Below are 16,467 nucleotides of genomic sequence, written 5' to 3' on the forward strand. Positions count from 1 at the left end.
CGTTGAAGTTGCAATGAAAAGCTATACCGTTTTCGAAATAGTTTGAATAGTCTCAATTGCCCGTTTAGCGTATTCTTCATTGCGTTCTTTCTTGTTTTTAATTTTAACAGGCAATTCTTTTAAAAGCCCAAAGTTTGCATTCATCGGCTGGAAGTTCTTCTGATTGGTTGTCGTAATATAGTGAGCCATGCTGCCTATCGCCGTCTCTTGCGGGAAGGTGACCAGCTCTTGCTCCAGCACGAGTTTCGCGGCGTTGATGCCTGCCACAAGACCGGAGGCCGCGGATTCAACATAACCTTCCACCCCGGTCATCTGGCCTGCGAAAAACAGGTCGTTCCGGTTTTTGAACTGGTATGTCGGCTTCAGTAAACTCGGCGAGTTAATGAATGTATTTCTGTGCATGACGCCGTATCTGACGATGTCAACATTTTCAAGGCCGGGGATCAATTTAAGCACTTCTTTCTGATCTCCCCATTTCAAATGTGTCTGAAATCCTACAATATTATAAAGCGTTCCCGCCGCGTCGTCCTGTCTGAGCTGAACGACGGCGTATGGACGCTTGCCTGTTCTAGGATCTTCAAGGCCGACCGGTTTCATCGGACCGAAAAGCATTGTTTTTTTGCCTCTTTTCGCCATGACTTCAATCGGCATGCAGCCTTCAAAGAAAATTTCTTTTTCAAACTCTTTTAACGGGACCGTCTCAGCCGTTGTCAGCGCTTCGTGGAAACGGTCGAACTCCTCCTCTGTCATAGGGCAGTTTAAATATGCCGCTTCACCCTTGTCATAACGGGATTTTAAGTACACTTTATCCATATCAAGGCTGTCTTTTTCGACAATCGGCGCCGCTGCGTCATAAAAATAAAGGTAGTCTTCGCCGGTCAGCTCTTTCAGCTGCTGTGAGAGCGATTCAGAGGTGAGCGGCCCCGTCGCGATGATTGTCGGGCCTTCCGGAATTTCTGTTACTTCTTCATGAAGAACCGTTACGTTCGGGTGGTTTTTCACGAGATTCGTCACGCTTTGTGCAAATTCATGGCGGTCAACGGCAAGCGCCCCTCCCGCAGGTACGGAACACTCATCGGCCGCTTTAATGATCGCTGAATCAAGCGCGCGCATTTCCTCCTTTAATACGCCCACTGCATTAGCAAGCGTATTTGAACGCAATGAGTTGCTGCACACAAGCTCGGCAAATTTATCGGTATGGTGGGCCGCCGTCTGCTTTACGGGACGCATTTCATACAGTTTTACTTGAATTCCGCGTTTTGCAAGCTGCCACGCCGCTTCACTTCCGGCAAGGCCTGCTCCTATCACATTGACTGTTTGCTGGTTCATCTATTTTCATCTCCTGTTGTTTGTCTCTCCACACACAAAGAAGGTGAGCAAGGCTCTGCTCACCGCTATTTCTGTGGTTCTTCCTTATAATCACATTCCACGCATTGGACTTGTATGCCTTTTTTGAGTTTTTTCTCTACGAGCATATTTTCACATTTCGGGCATTTTCGTTCAATCGGTTTGTCCCAGGATACGAAATCGCATTCAGGGTAACGGTCACAGCCGTAAAACACGCGTTTCTTTTTCGATTTTCGTTCAACAATATTTCCTTCATGGCACTTAGGGCACTTTACGCCGATTTGTTTGACGATCGGTTTTGTATTCCGGCAGTCAGGAAAATTAGAGCACGCCATGAATTTGCCGTAACGCCCCATTTTATACACCATTCGGGAGCCGCATAGCTCACAGTCTTCATCAGCGTATTCAGGCTCAATCTCTACTTCTTTCATCTCGGCTTCCGCTTTTTTCACCCGTTTTTCGAAATCGGTATAAAAGCTGTCAATGATTTGTACCCATTCCGTCTGGCCGTCTTCCACATGGTCAAGATCTCTTTCCATTTTGGCCGTAAATTCAACGTTAATGATCTCCGGAAAAAATTCCATGATGAGGTCAAGCACGATCTGACCTAATTCCGTCGGCACAAACCGTTTATTGTCCAGTGCGACGTAACCGCGTCGCTGGATGGTGTCAAGAGTCGGCGCATATGTTGACGGACGGCCTATCCCAAGCTCTTCAAGGGTTTTGACTAGGCGTGCCTCTGTGTAGCGCGGAGGCGGCTGAGTAAAGTGCTGTTCAGGCTCAATATCCTTTGATAAGACCGTGTCTCCTTCTTTAAGATCTGGGAGCATGCGATCTTTTTCTTCAAGCTGATCGTCTTTTCCCTCTACATAGACTTTCATAAAACCGGAGAACTTGACTTTACTTCCGTTAGCCCGGAATGTCAATCCGTTGTTGCTGAGGTCGACACTCATCGTATCCAAGACGGCAGATGCCATTTGGCTGGCGACAAAGCGTTCCCAAATCAGCTTGTATAATCTGAGCTGGTCTCTTCCCAGCACGGCTTTTAAATCGGCAGGTTTTCTGAGCACGGAAGTCGGGCGGATCGCTTCGTGGGCGTCTTGTGTATTTTCATTCTTCTTCGCCGCTTTGCGTTTTCCGGCTAAAAACTCTTTTCCGTATGCCTGGTCAATAAAGGATGCAGCTTCATCAACGGCCGTGTTTGAAATCCGGGTTGAATCCGTTCTCATATACGTAATTAAACCGACCGTTCCTTCTTTGCCGAGGTCAATTCCTTCATATAATTGCTGGGCGATCATCATCGTTTTCTTCGCTCGGAAATTAAGTTTCCGGGCAGCCTCCTGCTGAAGGGTGGACGTCGTAAACGGCAGAGCGGGATTACGTTTCCGTTCTTTTTTCGTTACCTTGTCTACCGTATATTTGTTCCCTTTCAGTTCAGCGAGAACAGCTTTCACGTCTTCTTCGCTTTTTAAAGGAAGCTTTTTGCCGTTTTTCCCGAAAAAGCCTGCTTCAAATGTTTCTTTGTCTTTTAAAAATGAGCCGGTAATCGTCCAGTATTCTTCAGGCTTAAAGTCGTTGATTTCTTTCTCGCGGTCAATAATCAGACGGAGCGCAACGGATTGCACGCGGCCCGCGCTGAGCCCTTTTTTCACTTTTTTCCAAAGGATCGGGCTGATCTTGTATCCGACGAGTCTGTCTAATATGCGCCGCGCCTGCTGCGCATCGACAAGATCCATATTAATCATGCGCGGATGTTTAAATGATTCTTTAATGGCATCTTTCGTTATTTCATTAAAGACCACCCGGCAGTCAGAGCCGAGGTCAAGATCAAGGCTGTGGGCAAGATGCCATGCAATCGCTTCCCCTTCTCTGTCGGGGTCAGCCGCGAGATAGACTTTTTTGGCTTTCTTTGCCGCTGTTTTTAATTCTTTTAAAACAGGGCCTTTTCCTCGGATCGTAATATATTTCGGTTCAAAGTTCTGTTCGATGTCAACTCCCATTTGACTTTTCGGGAGATCCCGGACATGTCCCATTGAAGCTTTGACTTTATATTTTTTACCTAAATAACGTTCAATCGTTTTCGCCTTAGCCGGCGATTCCACGATGACTAGATAATCAGACATTTTCATCCCCCTCAAGAGGTGTTCTCTCTCTTCTCAAGTATCAATTCATTTTAGAGCTGCCTTTTTATGGCTTTCAACATTTCATTCTTTATGATGAACGTCATTTTATACATGAAAATCAATGTGCAACTTTAAATCCTCACTATTATTAAATATTACAATGCCGTTTGTCAAACGATATTTCAAAAGGGTTCCGTATACTGAACGTTTTGCCCGGTCAGCTCTCCGTCAATATCCTCTGCGCATAACACAGCTTTCGCCCCTTCTTGAATCAGTTTTATAGGTCCTCCGGAATATGGATTAAATATGGAACCGGGAACGGCAAATACTTCTCTTCCTTGTTCAAGAGCTTGATAGGCCGTGATTAATGAACCGCTTTTTTCTTTTCCCTGTACAACTACAATTCCTTCACTTAATCCGCTGATGATGCGGTTTCTCATCGGAAAATGCCACTTTTTAGGCTTTGTTTCAGGGGGATGCTCTGATAGAAGGAGCTGATGTTCAGCCATGTATTCTGCTAACGGGAGATTTTCTCGGGGATAGATATGGTGAAAGCCGCCGGCTATTACGCCGATCGTATGCCCTTTTGCCCTGATGCTCGCCTTATGAGACAATCCGTCTATACCTGCTGCGAGCCCGCTTACAATAATCCAGCCTTTTTTTGAAAGTTCAGCGGTAAGATGATGAACCGCTTTTATCCCGTCTTCCGTCGGTTTCCTCGTTCCTACAATCCCGATTTTTCTTCCTTTTTCGAGAAGTGATGCATCTCCTTTTGCAAATAACACAGCCGGCGGATCATAAATCGTTTTCAGCCATGAAGGATATCGGCTTGATGAAATCGGAATGACTGAAATCCCTTGGCGGCGGAAATCTGAAAGAGCACCTTCAAGCTTCGGGCTCTCACGCTCAATTTGCAGCTTAATGGCTTCAGAATCTATTTTCCCTCCTGATAAAGCGGTTAAAGGATGAGGATCTCGTGCAAAAGACAGAGTAGAATCGGCTTTCCACCATTTTAATAGAAGAGACGGGGATATGAATTGTTTGATTCTGCAGATGATCAGACTCCGTGACGTTTGATCCAACTCAAAATGACCTCCTCTTTTTTAACAGCAAAAATAGGAACAGCCGTTACGGCTGCCCCTTTTATCATTAGTGAGTTTTGCACGTTTCAAATAAGCCTTTTTCTTTTAACACCTTAATCAGCGTTTCCCCCATGACAGATGGTGTTTCCGCTACTTCAATACCGCAGGCGTTCATCGTTTTGACTTTTTCATCCGCTGTGCCTTTTCCTCCGGAGATGATAGCGCCGGCATGTCCCATGCGTTTTCCAGGAGGTGCGGTTTTACCGCCGATAAAGCCGACAACAGGTTTTGTCATGTTGGCTTTTACCCACTCTGCCGCTTCCTCTTCAGCAGTACCGCCGATTTCACCGATCATAATAACGGCATGTGTCTCAGGATCTTCGTTAAACGCTTTTAACACGTCAATAAAGTTCGTGCCGTTGACCGGGTCTCCGCCGATTCCCACAGCCGTAGACTGGCCTACACCCGCTTCTGAAAGCTGATGCACGGCTTCGTATGTTAATGTTCCCGAACGGGACACAACGCCTACATGGCCCTTTTTATGAATGTATCCCGGCATAATGCCGATTTTGCATTCTTCAGGTGTAATAACGCCGGGACAGTTCGGTCCTATTAATCTCGTTTTCTTGCCTTCCATAAAGCGCTTCACTTTCACCATGTCCAAAACAGGAATGTGCTCAGTGATGCAAATGACTAGATCAAGTTCAGCGTCTACCGCTTCCATGATTGCATCCGCCGCAAATGGAGCCGGAACATAGATGACTGACGCGTTAGCGCCTGTCGTATGAACAGCTTCTGCGACCGTATTAAATACAGGCACTCCTTCCGCTTCTGTTCCGCCTTTTCCAGGTGTTACCCCGCCAACGATGTTCGTGCCGTATTCAAGCATTTGCTTCGTATGAAATAAAGCGGTAGAACCTGTAATCCCCTGTACAATAACTCTTGTATCTTTATTGATAAAAACACTCATTATCTGGTCCCCTGCCTTTCATTCTTTCCTAAACTAAGGATACGATTTTCTGCGCGCCGTCTGCCATTGATTCCGCAGATGTGATATTTAAGCCTGATTCATTCAGGATTTTCTTTCCTAAATCTACGTTTGTCCCTTCAAGGCGCACGACCAGCGGCAATGTCAATCCGACTTGTCTCGTCGCTTCAACAACACCCTCTGCGATGACATCACACTTCATGATGCCTCCGAAAATATTGACGAAAATCCCTTTTACGTTTTGATCGGAAAGAATGATTTTAAATGCTTCCGTTACTTTTTCAGCGGTTGCGCCGCCCCCGACATCCAGGAAGTTTGCAGGTTCTCCGCCGTAGTGTTTAATGATATCCATCGTAGACATCGCAAGACCCGCGCCGTTTACCATACAGCCGATATTTCCATCAAGGGAGATATAGCTTAAATCGTACTTAGACGCTTCGATTTCTTTCGGATCCTCTTCGTCTAAATCTCTATATTCCAAAATGTCTTTTTGTCTGTATAACGCATTGCTGTCGAAGTTCAGCTTAGCATCCAGCGCCATGACGTTTCCGTCTCCCGTTACGACGAGAGGGTTGATTTCGGCGATAGAGCAGTCCTTCTCAACAAATGCTTTATATAGGCCAAGCATAAATTTAGCGGCTTTACCGACAAGCTCTTTCGGGATGTTAATTGCGAATGCAATTTCCCTGGCTTGATAGCCTTGAAGGCCGACAGCCGGATCAATGACCGCTTTTTTGATTTTCTCCGGTGTTTTTTCCGCTACTTCTTCAATTTCCGTGCCGCCTTCTTCAGACGCCATTAACACGATTCTTGAAGTGGCGCGGTCAAGTACAAGCCCGACGTAATATTCTTTTTTAATATCGCAGCCTTCTTCAATAAGTAAGCGTTTTATTACTCGTCCGTCAGGACCCGTTTGATGTGTGACGAGCGTTTTGCCTAACAATTCTTCGGCATATTGCTTCACTTCATCTTTTGTTTTTGCAATCTTTACCCCACCAGCTTTGCCGCGGCCGCCAGCATGGATTTGCGCCTTTACGACATAAACCGAGCTTGACAGACTCTCTGCTTTTTCAACTGCTTCCTCTGCTGTAAAAGCCACTTTACCTTCAGGAACAGACACCCCATATTTTCTGAGGACTTCTTTTCCCTGGTACTCATGGATATTCATTTCCCATCCTCCTAACTTATGTAGCAAAACTAAAAATAGACTGCGCTTTCATTCTATATAATACTGGAAGAATTGTCTAGGGTTCGAAACAAAATCTTTCTATCCTTCCAAACATTCTAACTTTTATTTTATTAAAAATATAAATTTCAACGGAGTCCGGGAAATGAATGTACCTTATTTTTCGTTTTTCAGACTGTCATCGAGCCTGTATACAAATGAAAAAATCTCAGCAACAGTTTCATAAAGCGCCTCCGGAATTTGATCGTCAACTGTTAAATGGCGCATTAATTCGACAAGAGTCGTGTCTTCCTGAATGGGGACTCCCGCCTTTTCAGCTTCTTTGATGATATTTTCCGCCACATGCCCTCTGCCTGTCGCGATGACTCTGGGAGCGTTATCTTTCTGCCGGTCATAATGCAGGGCGACAGCTTTTCTTAACGGGGTTTGTTCTTTCATATTTTCACATCCACTTCCTGCCCTCCGCTTTTTGCCATAAACTCCTCCATCACAGCATTTTGTTCTTCAGGCCGTCTTTTTTTTGCCGTAACGCCGGACAGGCTGTAGCCCGTTTCTTTTAAAGCCTCTTTCAGACCCGGCACGAATGGATCAATTGCCGCTTGCAGCTCAAAGTCGGTTTCGATAGAAATGGTCATCACATTTTGCTGAATCATACAATCGACGATGGTTTCTTTTAACGTCTCCAGCTGCAGCAAAAAAAGCAGCCTGCAATGTGACGGGTCAAGCTTTCCGTCAGGCTTTTTCTGTCCTTTAAAAAGAACGGTCATATCATGTTCATATGCAGACGGGCCGAGCGGAAATGACAGCATGATCTGCGTGAAGGACGGATGGGTTTGTTCGATAAAAAGCTGACCGTTTAATTTGTGCATAAGCGGCTCTGCCTCTTGTTTAACCGATTGCGGCACATCTTGAAGCAAACGGGCGGCATGGAGGGCCGTCTTTAAAGATTGTTTATCAGCCGTTTGCGGAGAAACGCCTTGTTCAAACGATTTAATGAATGTTAATTCATCGCGGGCGCCCAATCCTTTTTTCAGCCTCTGTAAAAGGCTTAGCACGTCATGCTTTTCAGCAAATTTCAGTTCTGTCAGCTGCACAGCTTTTTCGAAAACAGCTGCCTCTTGATCGGTCAGCTGTGCGGTGTGAAGAACAGACGGTGCTTTACCTGTTTTTTCTAAAGAAAATAGGGTTTTGATCACGTTCGCTGTTTCTTTCACCGGTTGGTTTTCGTTTTTTTCAGCGGACACCAGCAATTTCTCCAGAAGCTGTTTTGCCTCTCTCTTAGGTATTTCAGTGCCTGTCCCGACACTTGGTAAAGCGCGTCTGTCTGAGTGGCTGTCTGCGGGGGTTTTCACATTTCCCGATGTTTCACGGACCGGGAAAGGTTTTTTCTCTGCTGTCAATTCGCCTTCTTCTTTCTGGCCTGTCTCAGAAAGAGGCATATCCGCAGCCGATGCAAGCTTTTTCAAAAGGCGCTCGGCATGAAGATCAGTTTCTGAGTTTAATACATCAGCTACGGCCTCCTTGAGGCCTGAAAGCTCTTTTCCCGATTGGGGAGCCTGATTGATCGCCTGAAGCAGCCGGGACAGCAGACGGCGGGTCGGAACCGGATATTTGACGGCATGAATGCCTGACAATACCTCCGGATGAACGGGAAGCTCCCGTTTCAGCGCGAATACGACTGTGTCTGCCGCCTTCTTCAATTCGGCGGGCGGCAGGGATCCCGCCCAGCGGACAGCAGCTTTAAGATTGTTTTCTGTCATCGGCAGCTTGTTTTTCATAAATGTTCCGGCGATTTGAAGAGATGCCGGGTCAGATTTAATGGAAAGGGCGTTTAAAAGCCTGCCGGCGGCATCTTGAACGGTTTTAGGGCTGCCTTCAAACCGGTCAACGACCTGAAGGCGGCCCATTTTTTCTGCCGGCTGTTTATCATAGGAAAACCAGTAGTACGCCTGCGGGCGGATTTCGGCTTCAAGGTTGCCCTGTATCGTTTGGCCGCCGATTTGGATGAGGGCGCTTTGATCCCCCAGTAAACGGAGAACCTTCCCTAAAAGCAGCCTCTGTGTTCCGCTTTGTTTATCACCGTCTTGCTGCGCGGCAGCGCTTCCTGCCATCAGCTGTTTGAACGCCGTTTGTATATCGCCGCTTATGTTCATGTCTTAAGCCCCTCTTCTAACAATAAGATTGAACGGGAGCGAACGTTTTTCTGTGAATAGTTGTCGGTCCGTATGCCGCAAGAGCTTCAAGATGTTCTTTCGTTCCGTAGCCTTTGTTTTTCTCGAAGCCGTACATCGGGTATGTTTTCGCATACTCGGCCATCAGGCGGTCCCGCGTCACTTTGGCTATACAGGCTCCGGCAGCGATCGAAACGCTTTTCGCATCGCCTTTTACAATAGACGATTGCGGGATATCGACCGGAAGCGTCATTGCGTCTGCAAGCAGATAATCCGGCGCTTTTTCCAGCTCATTAACTGCCTTGACCATCGCCAGTCTTGCCGCCTCGTATATGTTTATCCGGTCAATGACAGAAGCGTCAACAATGCCGATTCCGATGGATACCGCTTCTTCCGTAATCCGGCTGTAATACTCCTCCAGCTTCTTCTCGGAAAGCTTTTTTGAATCTGTCAGGCCGAGGATTTCGCATTCCGCCGGCAATATAACGGCGCCTGCGACAACCGGTCCGGCCAGCGGCCCTCTCCCCGCTTCGTCAATACCCGCAATGAGATGGAAGCCCTTTTTGTATGACAGCCTTTCGTAGGCCGTCATGTTCAGCCACTGCTCTTTGAGCGCTTTTTCCTTCGCATACTTTTTCAGCCATTGCTCTGCAAGCGCCTGTACGCTTTTTCTGGGGTCTTTTTCGCATTGGGCAAGGAATGGGTCGCGTTCGTCCTTCACCTCTTGCAGGCGCTCTTTTACGCTTTTTACGGTTAATGTATTCACTTTCTCTTCTCCCTTACTTTATGTATATCGGTCCGGCGCGGAAAAAATAAAGACCCGCATCGCTGCGCGTCTTTATTCTGATGGTTTTTCAAATGACAGCCTGCCGAACTTTTCCGTCCGGATGTCCCGGATGATGACCTCTGTCGTTTTATCGTAGTCAATAAGCCCGCCGCTCATGATACAGCCGCGTTTTTCGCCGATTGCGTCAAAAAGGGCAGCAATGTCTTCCGGAATGTCTTGAAGGCTGTAGCGCTCTTTTAAACGATCGGGATAATGCTCTTCCAGAAAGCGCAGCCCGAAAACGGCTACGTCTTGTAAATTGATGATGGAATCTTTGATCGCCCCGGTGATTGCCAGGCGCAAACCGACGAGCTCATCTTCAAATTTAGGCCATAAAATACCCGGCGTATCTAAAAGCTCTAATTCCTTGCCCACTTTCACCCATTGCTGGGATGTGGTAATACCGGGTCTGTCCCCTGTCTTGGCAATGTTCTTCTTGGCGAGTCGGTTGATAAGCGTTGATTTTCCGACGTTCGGAATCCCGATAATTAAAGCGCGGATGGCCCTCGGCTTGATGCCTTTTGCTTTCATTTTATCGAACTTATCCTTTAACAGCTCCTTCGAGGATGGCACGATTTGATGCAAGCCTTGTCCGTTGACGGAGTTGATGGAAAGAGAGGGAATGCCCTGCTGTTCAAAATGGGTTTTCCACTGCGCCGTCACTGCTGCGTCGGCTTTATCTGCTTTATTTAACAGCATAATGCGCGGCTTATTTTTTAAAATCTCCTCAATCATCGGATTTCTGGATGACATGGGGATTCTCGCGTCAACCAATTCGTATACGATATCAATTAATTTTAGTTTTTCTGTTACTTCCCGTCTTGCTTTAGCCATATGGCCCGGGAACCATTGAATGGTCATGTGACTCTGACACCTGCCTTATTTCCCGAAACCGTAAGTTCCGGTGATCTCTTATGTATTTTACGTTGCTTATGCCGCTTTTACAAATTTAATATAAAAAAAGAGCCTGTTACGGGTAACAAGCTCTTTTCGTTCGTTATCATTATCGTCTGATTTCTTTAATACGAGCCGCTTTTCCGCGAAGTTCACGCAGGTAGTAAAGCTTAGCACGGCGTACTTTACCGTAACGCACAACTTCGATTTTCGCGATTTTTGGTGTGTGTACAGGGAAAGTACGTTCAACGCCAACACCGTAAGAAATCTTACGAACTGTGAACGTTTCGCTGATTCCACCACCACGACGCTTAATCACAACACCTTCAAAGATCTGGATACGCTCACGGTTACCCTCAACAACTTTTACGTGTACACGTAAAGTGTCACCAGGACGGAACGCAGGAAGATCAGTGCGAAGCTGTTCTTTTGTGATATCTTGAATTAGTTTTTGCATCGTTTTCAACTCCTTCCAACAGATGCTCTTAGCCACAATTGCCCGGCACAGCGGAACATCGTTTTCAAGCTTTTGAAGGATAAGCCCTCTTAAGCCACAAATAGTATCATATCATAACTTCATTGCCTGTGCAATAGGATCTATTCGTTTTCCCACTCAGAAATCCATTTTCTTTGTTCGTCAGTAAGCGGATAGTTTTCAAGAAGATCCGGCCGCCTTAAAAAGGTTCTCCTGATTGATTCTTTATTCCGCCACTCTTTTATTTTTGCGTGGTTGCCGGAAAGAAGGGTGTCTGGCACTTTTAAACCTTTATAATCTGCGGGCCTTGTATAATGCGGATGCTCTAAAAGCCCCGTGCTGAAGGAATCCTCCACGTGGGACGCTTCTTTTCCGAGGACTCCCGGCAAAAGCCTGACAACACTGTCGGCAATCATCATCGCAGGGAGCTCTCCTCCCGTCAGCACAAAGTCTCCGATCGAGATTTCATCTGTTGCGAGGTGCTCCCGGATGCGTTCATCATACCCTTCATAGTGGCCGCAGATAAACATCAAATGCTCCTCGCGCGCCAGCTCCTCCGCTTTCTTCTGCGTGAAACGCTCACCTTGCGGGCAGACGAGAATAATGCGCGACTTAGCGTCTGTATCGGCTGTCAGCTTTTCAACCGCATCAAAGACAGGCTGAGGCTTTAACACCATTCCTGCGCCCCCGCCGTACGGGTAATCGTCAACCGTTTGGTGCTTATTATCAGAAAAGGCCCGGAAATTAATGACGTCAAAGCGCACCGCTTCTTTTTCCTGCGCTTTCAGCAGGATGGATGAGCCGAGCACACCTTGAAACATCTCGGGAAACAGTGTTAAAAAGTCGATTTTCATTCGTCTATTAACCCTTCCATTACATGAATCTTAATTTTCTTCTCGTTTATATTAATATCCTTTACCACAGAAGCAATATACGGAATGAGCGCATCTTTTTTTCCTTTTCTAGCTACTACCCAAACGTCATTAGCCCCCGGTGTCAAAATTTCTCTGACTGTGCCGATCAGCTCTCCGTCTTCTGAAACAACCTCGCAGCCGATGATTTCATGAAAATAAAATTCGTCTTCCTCAAGCTCTCCCAGATCTTCTTCCGGAACTTTGATGATCGCGTTTTTTAAATTTTCTACTTCGTTTAAGCTCGGTCTTTCTTTGAATTGCAGCAGGTGAAACTGTTTATGAAGCCTGTGTGTATTTACCGTAACTTTTACAGGCTCCGCCGCACCCTCCATAAACAGATACAGCGTATTGCCGGGCTTGTACCGTTCTTCGGCAAAGTCCGTTTTAGAAATAACCCGCACTTCGCCTTTAATGCCGTGAGTATTTACAATTTTGCCTACGTTAAACCATCTGTCTGTCATATCATCACCTCGGGCGAATTTCAATTACTACCCCGTCTTTTATGACGATGGTATTTGCCGCTGTTTTTTCATGCCAGTTATCACCGACTTCAATCGAAAGCAGCGCATCGATTTCCTTTTCCTTCACTTCGCTTCCAAGCGGCAGTGTGTGTGTCTGGCCCATCTGGAAATCGATCATTTTGATTTTGTCTTGTCTTTTTTCAATGGCTTTTTTAAAAGATTCCGCCACATCCGGATTCTGCTGATCTTTTTCATGTTTTCTAAGCTGAAAATAGAGCTGGCTGCATTCTCGTTCAAGCATTTGCTTTTTTTCTGCAAAAGAGGCTAAAAGCTTTTCCTTACTTTGCTCGGTCAGAACCTGCATAACGGTTACCCTGTGAATAATCTGCATAGGACCAGACTCCCCACTTTTCCAACATATTCTGTTCATTTGCTTTTTTTTACGTGTAAAAAAAGGGGAGGTGCCGGCCCTCTCCCTTTTAGTCAAATATCTCAAATTGAACTCTCTTAGAAGACTGTGCGCCAGCTGCAAAAACAACGGTTCGAATCGCTTTTGCAGTCCGGCCTTGCTTTCCGATAATTTTACCGGTATCTGACTCATTGACAGATAAGCGAAGCGCAATCTTTTGATCGGTCTCTTCTTTTGTGACCCGGATGTCTTCCGGATGGTCGACAAGCGGAGCCACAACACTGACAATCAAATCTTCCAAGTGTTGATCAGTCATTACTTGCCTTGTTTAGCGTTGTGGAATTTTTCCATAATTCCTTGGCTTGAGAACAAGTTGCGAACTGTATCAGAAGGTTTAGCTCCTGTTTGAAGCCATTTAAGAGCAAGTTCTTCGTTGATTTTAACTTCAGCCGGTTTTAAAACCGGGTTGTATGTGCCGACTGTTTCGATGAAACGGCCGTCACGCGGTGAACGAGAATCTGCTACAACAATACGATAGAAAGGAGATTTTTTTGCTCCCATACGTTTTAAACGAATTTTTACTGCCATTTTACTAGCACCTCCGAAAATATTTCAACAAGATAGTATATTAACAATGATAAAAGTGTTTGTAAAGTGTTTTTTCTTAACAACGGTTTTATCATGTATAACCGATTACATAAAAGGTAATTTAAAGCCTTTTTTCTTCCCTTTTGACATGTTTGTCATTTGCTTCATCATTTTTTTCATTTCCTCAAACTGCTTTAAAAGACGGTTGACTTCCTGAACGGATGTTCCGCTTCCTTTCGCAATCCGCTTGCGCCGGCTGGCATTGATGATATCCGGCTGTTCTTTTTCAAGAACAGTCATTGATTTAATGATCGCTTCTACATGATTAAGCTGTTTTTCATCCACTTGGATGTTTTTTAAGCCCTTCATTTTGCCTGCGCCGGGCATCATTTGCAGCAGTTCGTCAAGAGGGCCCATGTTTCTGACCTGACCGAGCTGCTCCAAAAAGTCGTCCAATGTGAAGCTCATCGTCCTCATTTTTTGTTCAAGCTCTTTGGCTTTGTCTTCATCGACTGTCGCCTGAGCTTTTTCGATCAAGGTTAACACGTCGCCCATTCCGAGAATCCGGGAAGCCATCCGTTCAGGATGGAACGCTTCAAGCGCGTCGAGTTTTTCTCCCAATCCCGCAAACTTAATCGGCGTGTTTGTCACTGCGCGGATAGAAAGCGCCGCGCCGCCGCGGGTATCCCCGTCAAGCTTCGTCAATACCACACCGGTTAATCCGAGCTGATCATTGAAGCTTTTGGCGACGTTTACCGCATCCTGACCGGTCATTGAGTCTACGACAAGGAACATTTCCTCAGGATTTGCGACTTCCTTCACGCCGGCGAGCTCATCCATCAATTCATGATCAATGTGCAGGCGTCCGGCGGTATCTATAATCACATAATCATAGTGCTCTTCCTTCGCTTTTTCAATCGCCTGTTTAGCGATTTCCACCGGGCTGACCTGATCGCCGAGTGAAAAAACGGGCATATCAAGCTGTTTCCCCAGTGTTTCCAGCTGCTTGATCGCAGCGGGGCGGTAGATATCCGCAGCTACGAGCAGCGGTTTGCGATTATGCTTTTTACGCAGCAGGTTGGCAAGCTTCCCCGTGGTTGTCGTTTTACCGGCACCTTGGAGCCCGACCATCATAATAACGGTCGGCGGGCGTTTGGCAACGGCGATTTTGCTCTCTTCGCCGCCCATCAGCTCAGTAAGCTCTTCTTTTACAACTTTAATAACCTGCTGTCCGGGTGTCAGACTCTTCATGACGTCTTGCCCGACGGCCCGTTCACTTACTTTTTTCACAAAATCCTTTACGACTTTAAAGTTAACGTCAGCCTCAAGAAGTGCAAGACGAACTTCACGCATCATCTCTTTCACGTCTTGTTCGCTGACTTTTCCTTTTCCGCGGATTTTTGAAATCGTCTTTTGCAGTCGGTCGGCTAATCCTTCAAATGCCATTGTTTGCCGCCTCCTAATCTAATTTCTCAAGCGCTTCAATCAGAGCCGTCATTTCTTTTTCTTCCTGCAAGCCGGAAGCAAGCTCTTTCAGCTTTGTAAACATCTCTTTACGCTCCTGAAACTTCTTAAAAAGGAGCAGTTTTTCTTCATATTGTTCAAGCATCGCTTCTGTCCGTTTGATGTTGTCGTAAACGGCTTGTCTTGAAACGTCATACTCTTCGGCTATTTCACCAAGGGAGAAATCGTCCAAATAATAAAGCGACATATAGCTCTTTTGTTTTGACGTCAACAACGACTGGTAAAAGTCAAACAAATAGTTCATTCTCGTCGTTTTTTCGAGCGACATTTGAGCTCTCCCCTTTGTTAAGTCAAATCCCTTTACGAAAACTTAGTTTACATGGTTTCAAAGCAACTGTCAAGTTTTTATCTTGTCAATGAAAAGCTGGCCGAAATCCCTTCATTCTCTCTAGAATATTGTGCCGTTTTCATTTTATTCCGCGGCTTTCTGTAAGCGAAAAGCCGGAGCGCTTTTTGCGCCCCGGCTGAAACCGGCAGTCTATTCTTCCGCATTTTCCACTAAGTCTGAAAAGAGTCCGTATACGTATGACTCCGCATCAAACCGCTGGAGATCATCGACTTTTTCGCCGAGGCCGACCAGCTTGACCGGAATGTGGAGCTCATTACGGATCGCCAAAACAATTCCGCCTTTTGCGGTTCCGTCGAGCTTCGTTAATGCGATTCCCGTCACATTTGTCGCTTTGGAGAATTCTTTAGCCTGCGCCATCGCATTTTGTCCTGTCGTCGCATCGAGAGCGAGCAGAACCTCATGGGGCGCGTCAGGCACTTCTCTTTCAATGACGCGTTTTACTTTTTCAAGCTCTTTCATTAAGTTTACTTTATTTTGAAGGCGGCCGGCCGTATCACAAATTAACACATCCGCGCCTCTCGCTTTTGCTGCATGTACCGCATCGTAAATAACCGCCGCAGGATCACTTCCGGCAGCCTGCTTAATCACAGGCACGCCAGACCGTTCTCCCCATACTTCAAGCTGTTCGATCGCTCCCGCCCTGAATGTGTCTCCGGCAGCCAGCACGACTGACTTGCCCTCGTTTTTGAGCTTATGGGCAAGCTTTCCGATCGTTGTCGTTTTTCCGACGCCGTTTACACCGACAAGCAGGATGACATTCAAGCGGCCGTCCTGAATATTCAATTCAGAAATTTGTTCATCGCCGCTGTTATAAATCTCGACAAGCTTTTCAGAAATAACGGACTGAACTTCCTGAGGATCTTGGATATTCTTCAGCTTCACTTCTTTTTTCAGCTCGTCAATCAGCTCCATTACTGTTGTAAAGCCTACGTCCGCGCTGATCAGCAATTCCTCAAGCTCTTCAAAAAAGTCTTCGTCGACTTTTCGGTAGCGGGAGACGAGATCGTTCACTTTATTTGAGAAAGAGTTTCTCGTTTTTTCAAGTCCTTCTTTAAATTTTTCAGATACGGAGTCTGTCTGTTTCGTGATTTTCTCTTTTAATTTTTTAAAAAAGCTCATCTTTCAAACCT

General features: G+C 46.1%; 18 protein-coding genes. All 18 read right to left on the minus strand.

Going from position 1 to position 16,467, the window contains the following annotated elements:
- Positions 1–21: 21 nt before the first annotated feature.
- Positions 22–1,329 carry an FADH(2)-oxidizing methylenetetrahydrofolate--tRNA-(uracil(54)-C(5))-methyltransferase TrmFO gene (gene trmFO, locus J7E26_RS05275; RefSeq protein WP_214799331.1) on the minus strand — a complete coding sequence of 436 codons (1,308 nt, stop codon included), beginning with the start codon at positions 1,327–1,329 and terminating at the stop codon, positions 22–24.
- Positions 1,330–1,394: 65 nt separating this feature from the next.
- Positions 1,395–3,470, minus strand: coding sequence for a type I DNA topoisomerase (topA, locus tag J7E26_RS05280; RefSeq protein ID WP_214799333.1), 2,076 nt, complete (start codon positions 3,468–3,470; stop codon positions 1,395–1,397).
- Between the two features lie 182 nt (positions 3,471–3,652).
- Entirely contained in the window at positions 3,653–4,408 is a 756-nt protein-coding gene (gene dprA / locus J7E26_RS05285) for a DNA-processing protein DprA (protein ID WP_396019838.1), read from the minus strand.
- Positions 4,409–4,619: 211 nt separating this feature from the next.
- The gene (gene sucD / locus J7E26_RS05290; RefSeq protein ID WP_214799337.1) at positions 4,620–5,522 is read right to left on the minus strand and encodes a succinate--CoA ligase subunit alpha; all 903 of its coding nucleotides are present in this window, start codon (positions 5,520–5,522) and stop codon (positions 4,620–4,622) included.
- Positions 5,523–5,550: 28 nt separating this feature from the next.
- Positions 5,551–6,708, minus strand: a complete 1,158-nt coding sequence (gene sucC / locus J7E26_RS05295) for an ADP-forming succinate--CoA ligase subunit beta (RefSeq protein ID WP_214799339.1) — start codon at positions 6,706–6,708, stop codon at positions 5,551–5,553.
- Between the two features lie 174 nt (positions 6,709–6,882).
- Positions 6,883–7,164, minus strand: a complete 282-nt coding sequence (locus tag J7E26_RS05300) for a FlhB-like flagellar biosynthesis protein (RefSeq protein WP_214799341.1) — start codon at positions 7,162–7,164, stop codon at positions 6,883–6,885.
- Positions 7,161–8,879, minus strand: a complete 1,719-nt coding sequence (locus tag J7E26_RS05305; RefSeq protein WP_214799343.1) for a glycosyl transferase — start codon at positions 8,877–8,879, stop codon at positions 7,161–7,163. The genes J7E26_RS05300 and J7E26_RS05305 overlap by 4 nt, the downstream gene beginning before the upstream one ends.
- Positions 8,880–8,895: 16 nt before the next feature.
- Positions 8,896–9,663, minus strand: coding sequence for a ribonuclease HII (locus J7E26_RS05310; protein WP_214799345.1), 768 nt, complete (start codon positions 9,661–9,663; stop codon positions 8,896–8,898).
- A gap of 72 nt (positions 9,664–9,735) precedes the next feature.
- Positions 9,736–10,584 carry a ribosome biogenesis GTPase YlqF gene (gene ylqF / locus J7E26_RS05315; protein WP_214799347.1) on the minus strand — a complete coding sequence of 283 codons (849 nt, stop codon included), beginning with the start codon at positions 10,582–10,584 and terminating at the stop codon, positions 9,736–9,738.
- 142 nt (positions 10,585–10,726) lie between these two features.
- Positions 10,727–11,074: a 50S ribosomal protein L19 gene (gene rplS / locus J7E26_RS05320; RefSeq protein ID WP_003154288.1), complete on the minus strand. Its 348-nt coding sequence runs from the start codon at positions 11,072–11,074 to the stop codon at positions 10,727–10,729.
- Positions 11,075–11,214: 140 nt separating this feature from the next.
- The gene (trmD, locus tag J7E26_RS05325; RefSeq protein ID WP_214813180.1) at positions 11,215–11,946 is read right to left on the minus strand and encodes a tRNA (guanosine(37)-N1)-methyltransferase TrmD; all 732 of its coding nucleotides are present in this window, start codon (positions 11,944–11,946) and stop codon (positions 11,215–11,217) included.
- Entirely contained in the window at positions 11,943–12,467 is a 525-nt protein-coding gene (gene rimM / locus J7E26_RS05330) for a ribosome maturation factor RimM (RefSeq protein WP_214799350.1), read from the minus strand. The genes trmD and rimM overlap by 4 nt, the downstream gene beginning before the upstream one ends.
- A gap of 4 nt (positions 12,468–12,471) precedes the next feature.
- A complete protein-coding gene (locus J7E26_RS05335; protein ID WP_214799352.1) occupies positions 12,472–12,858 on the minus strand; it encodes a YlqD family protein in 387 nt (128 codons plus the stop codon).
- Positions 12,859–12,946: 88 nt separating this feature from the next.
- Complete coding sequence (locus J7E26_RS05340) at positions 12,947–13,192, minus strand: KH domain-containing protein (protein ID WP_214799354.1); 246 nt, start codon at positions 13,190–13,192, stop codon at positions 12,947–12,949.
- Positions 13,192–13,464, minus strand: coding sequence for a 30S ribosomal protein S16 (gene rpsP / locus J7E26_RS05345; protein WP_214799356.1), 273 nt, complete (start codon positions 13,462–13,464; stop codon positions 13,192–13,194). The genes J7E26_RS05340 and rpsP overlap by 1 nt, the downstream gene beginning before the upstream one ends.
- A gap of 105 nt (positions 13,465–13,569) precedes the next feature.
- Positions 13,570–14,910, minus strand: a complete 1,341-nt coding sequence (gene ffh / locus J7E26_RS05350; RefSeq protein WP_214799359.1) for a signal recognition particle protein — start codon at positions 14,908–14,910, stop codon at positions 13,570–13,572.
- 13 nt (positions 14,911–14,923) lie between these two features.
- The gene (locus J7E26_RS05355) at positions 14,924–15,256 is read right to left on the minus strand and encodes a putative DNA-binding protein (RefSeq protein WP_214799361.1); all 333 of its coding nucleotides are present in this window, start codon (positions 15,254–15,256) and stop codon (positions 14,924–14,926) included.
- 210 nt (positions 15,257–15,466) lie between these two features.
- A complete protein-coding gene (ftsY, locus tag J7E26_RS05360) occupies positions 15,467–16,456 on the minus strand; it encodes a signal recognition particle-docking protein FtsY (RefSeq protein ID WP_214799363.1) in 990 nt (329 codons plus the stop codon).
- Positions 16,457–16,467: the final 11 nt, after the last annotated feature.

The sequence above is a fragment of the Bacillus sp. ISL-51 genome (genome assembly GCF_018613535.1).
Classification (GTDB): Bacteria; Bacillota; Bacilli; order Bacillales; family Bacillaceae; genus Bacillus.

Excerpts from the sequence above, each read along its gene's own strand:
- rplS (WP_003154288.1), bottom strand. The coding sequence starts at position 11,074 with ATGCAAAAACTAATTCAAGATATCACAAAAGAACAGCTTCGCACTGAT.
- J7E26_RS05355 (WP_214799361.1), bottom strand. The coding sequence starts at position 15,256 with ATGTCGCTCGAAAAAACGACGAGAATGAACTATTTGTTTGACTTTTAC.
- trmD (WP_214813180.1), bottom strand. The coding sequence starts at position 11,946 with ATGAAAATCGACTTTTTAACACTGTTTCCCGAGATGTTTCAAGGTGTG.
- sucC (WP_214799339.1), bottom strand. The coding sequence starts at position 6,708 with ATGAATATCCATGAGTACCAGGGAAAAGAAGTCCTCAGAAAATATGGG.
- J7E26_RS05335 (WP_214799352.1), bottom strand. The coding sequence starts at position 12,858 with ATGCAGATTATTCACAGGGTAACCGTTATGCAGGTTCTGACCGAGCAA.
- ffh (WP_214799359.1), bottom strand. The coding sequence starts at position 14,910 with ATGGCATTTGAAGGATTAGCCGACCGACTGCAAAAGACGATTTCAAAA.
- J7E26_RS05300 (WP_214799341.1), bottom strand. The coding sequence starts at position 7,164 with ATGAAAGAACAAACCCCGTTAAGAAAAGCTGTCGCCCTGCATTATGAC.
- ftsY (WP_214799363.1), bottom strand. The coding sequence starts at position 16,456 with ATGAGCTTTTTTAAAAAATTAAAAGAGAAAATCACGAAACAGACAGAC.
- rimM (WP_214799350.1), bottom strand. The coding sequence starts at position 12,467 with ATGACAGACAGATGGTTTAACGTAGGCAAAATTGTAAATACTCACGGC.
- rpsP (WP_214799356.1), bottom strand. The coding sequence starts at position 13,464 with ATGGCAGTAAAAATTCGTTTAAAACGTATGGGAGCAAAAAAATCTCCT.
- sucD (WP_214799337.1), bottom strand. The coding sequence starts at position 5,522 with ATGAGTGTTTTTATCAATAAAGATACAAGAGTTATTGTACAGGGGATT.
- J7E26_RS05340 (WP_214799354.1), bottom strand. The coding sequence starts at position 13,192 with ATGACTGATCAACACTTGGAAGATTTGATTGTCAGTGTTGTGGCTCCG.
- J7E26_RS05305 (WP_214799343.1), bottom strand. The coding sequence starts at position 8,879 with ATGAACATAAGCGGCGATATACAAACGGCGTTCAAACAGCTGATGGCA.
- ylqF (WP_214799347.1), bottom strand. The coding sequence starts at position 10,584 with ATGACCATTCAATGGTTCCCGGGCCATATGGCTAAAGCAAGACGGGAA.
- topA (WP_214799333.1), bottom strand. The coding sequence starts at position 3,470 with ATGTCTGATTATCTAGTCATCGTGGAATCGCCGGCTAAGGCGAAAACG.
- trmFO (WP_214799331.1), bottom strand. The coding sequence starts at position 1,329 with ATGAACCAGCAAACAGTCAATGTGATAGGAGCAGGCCTTGCCGGAAGT.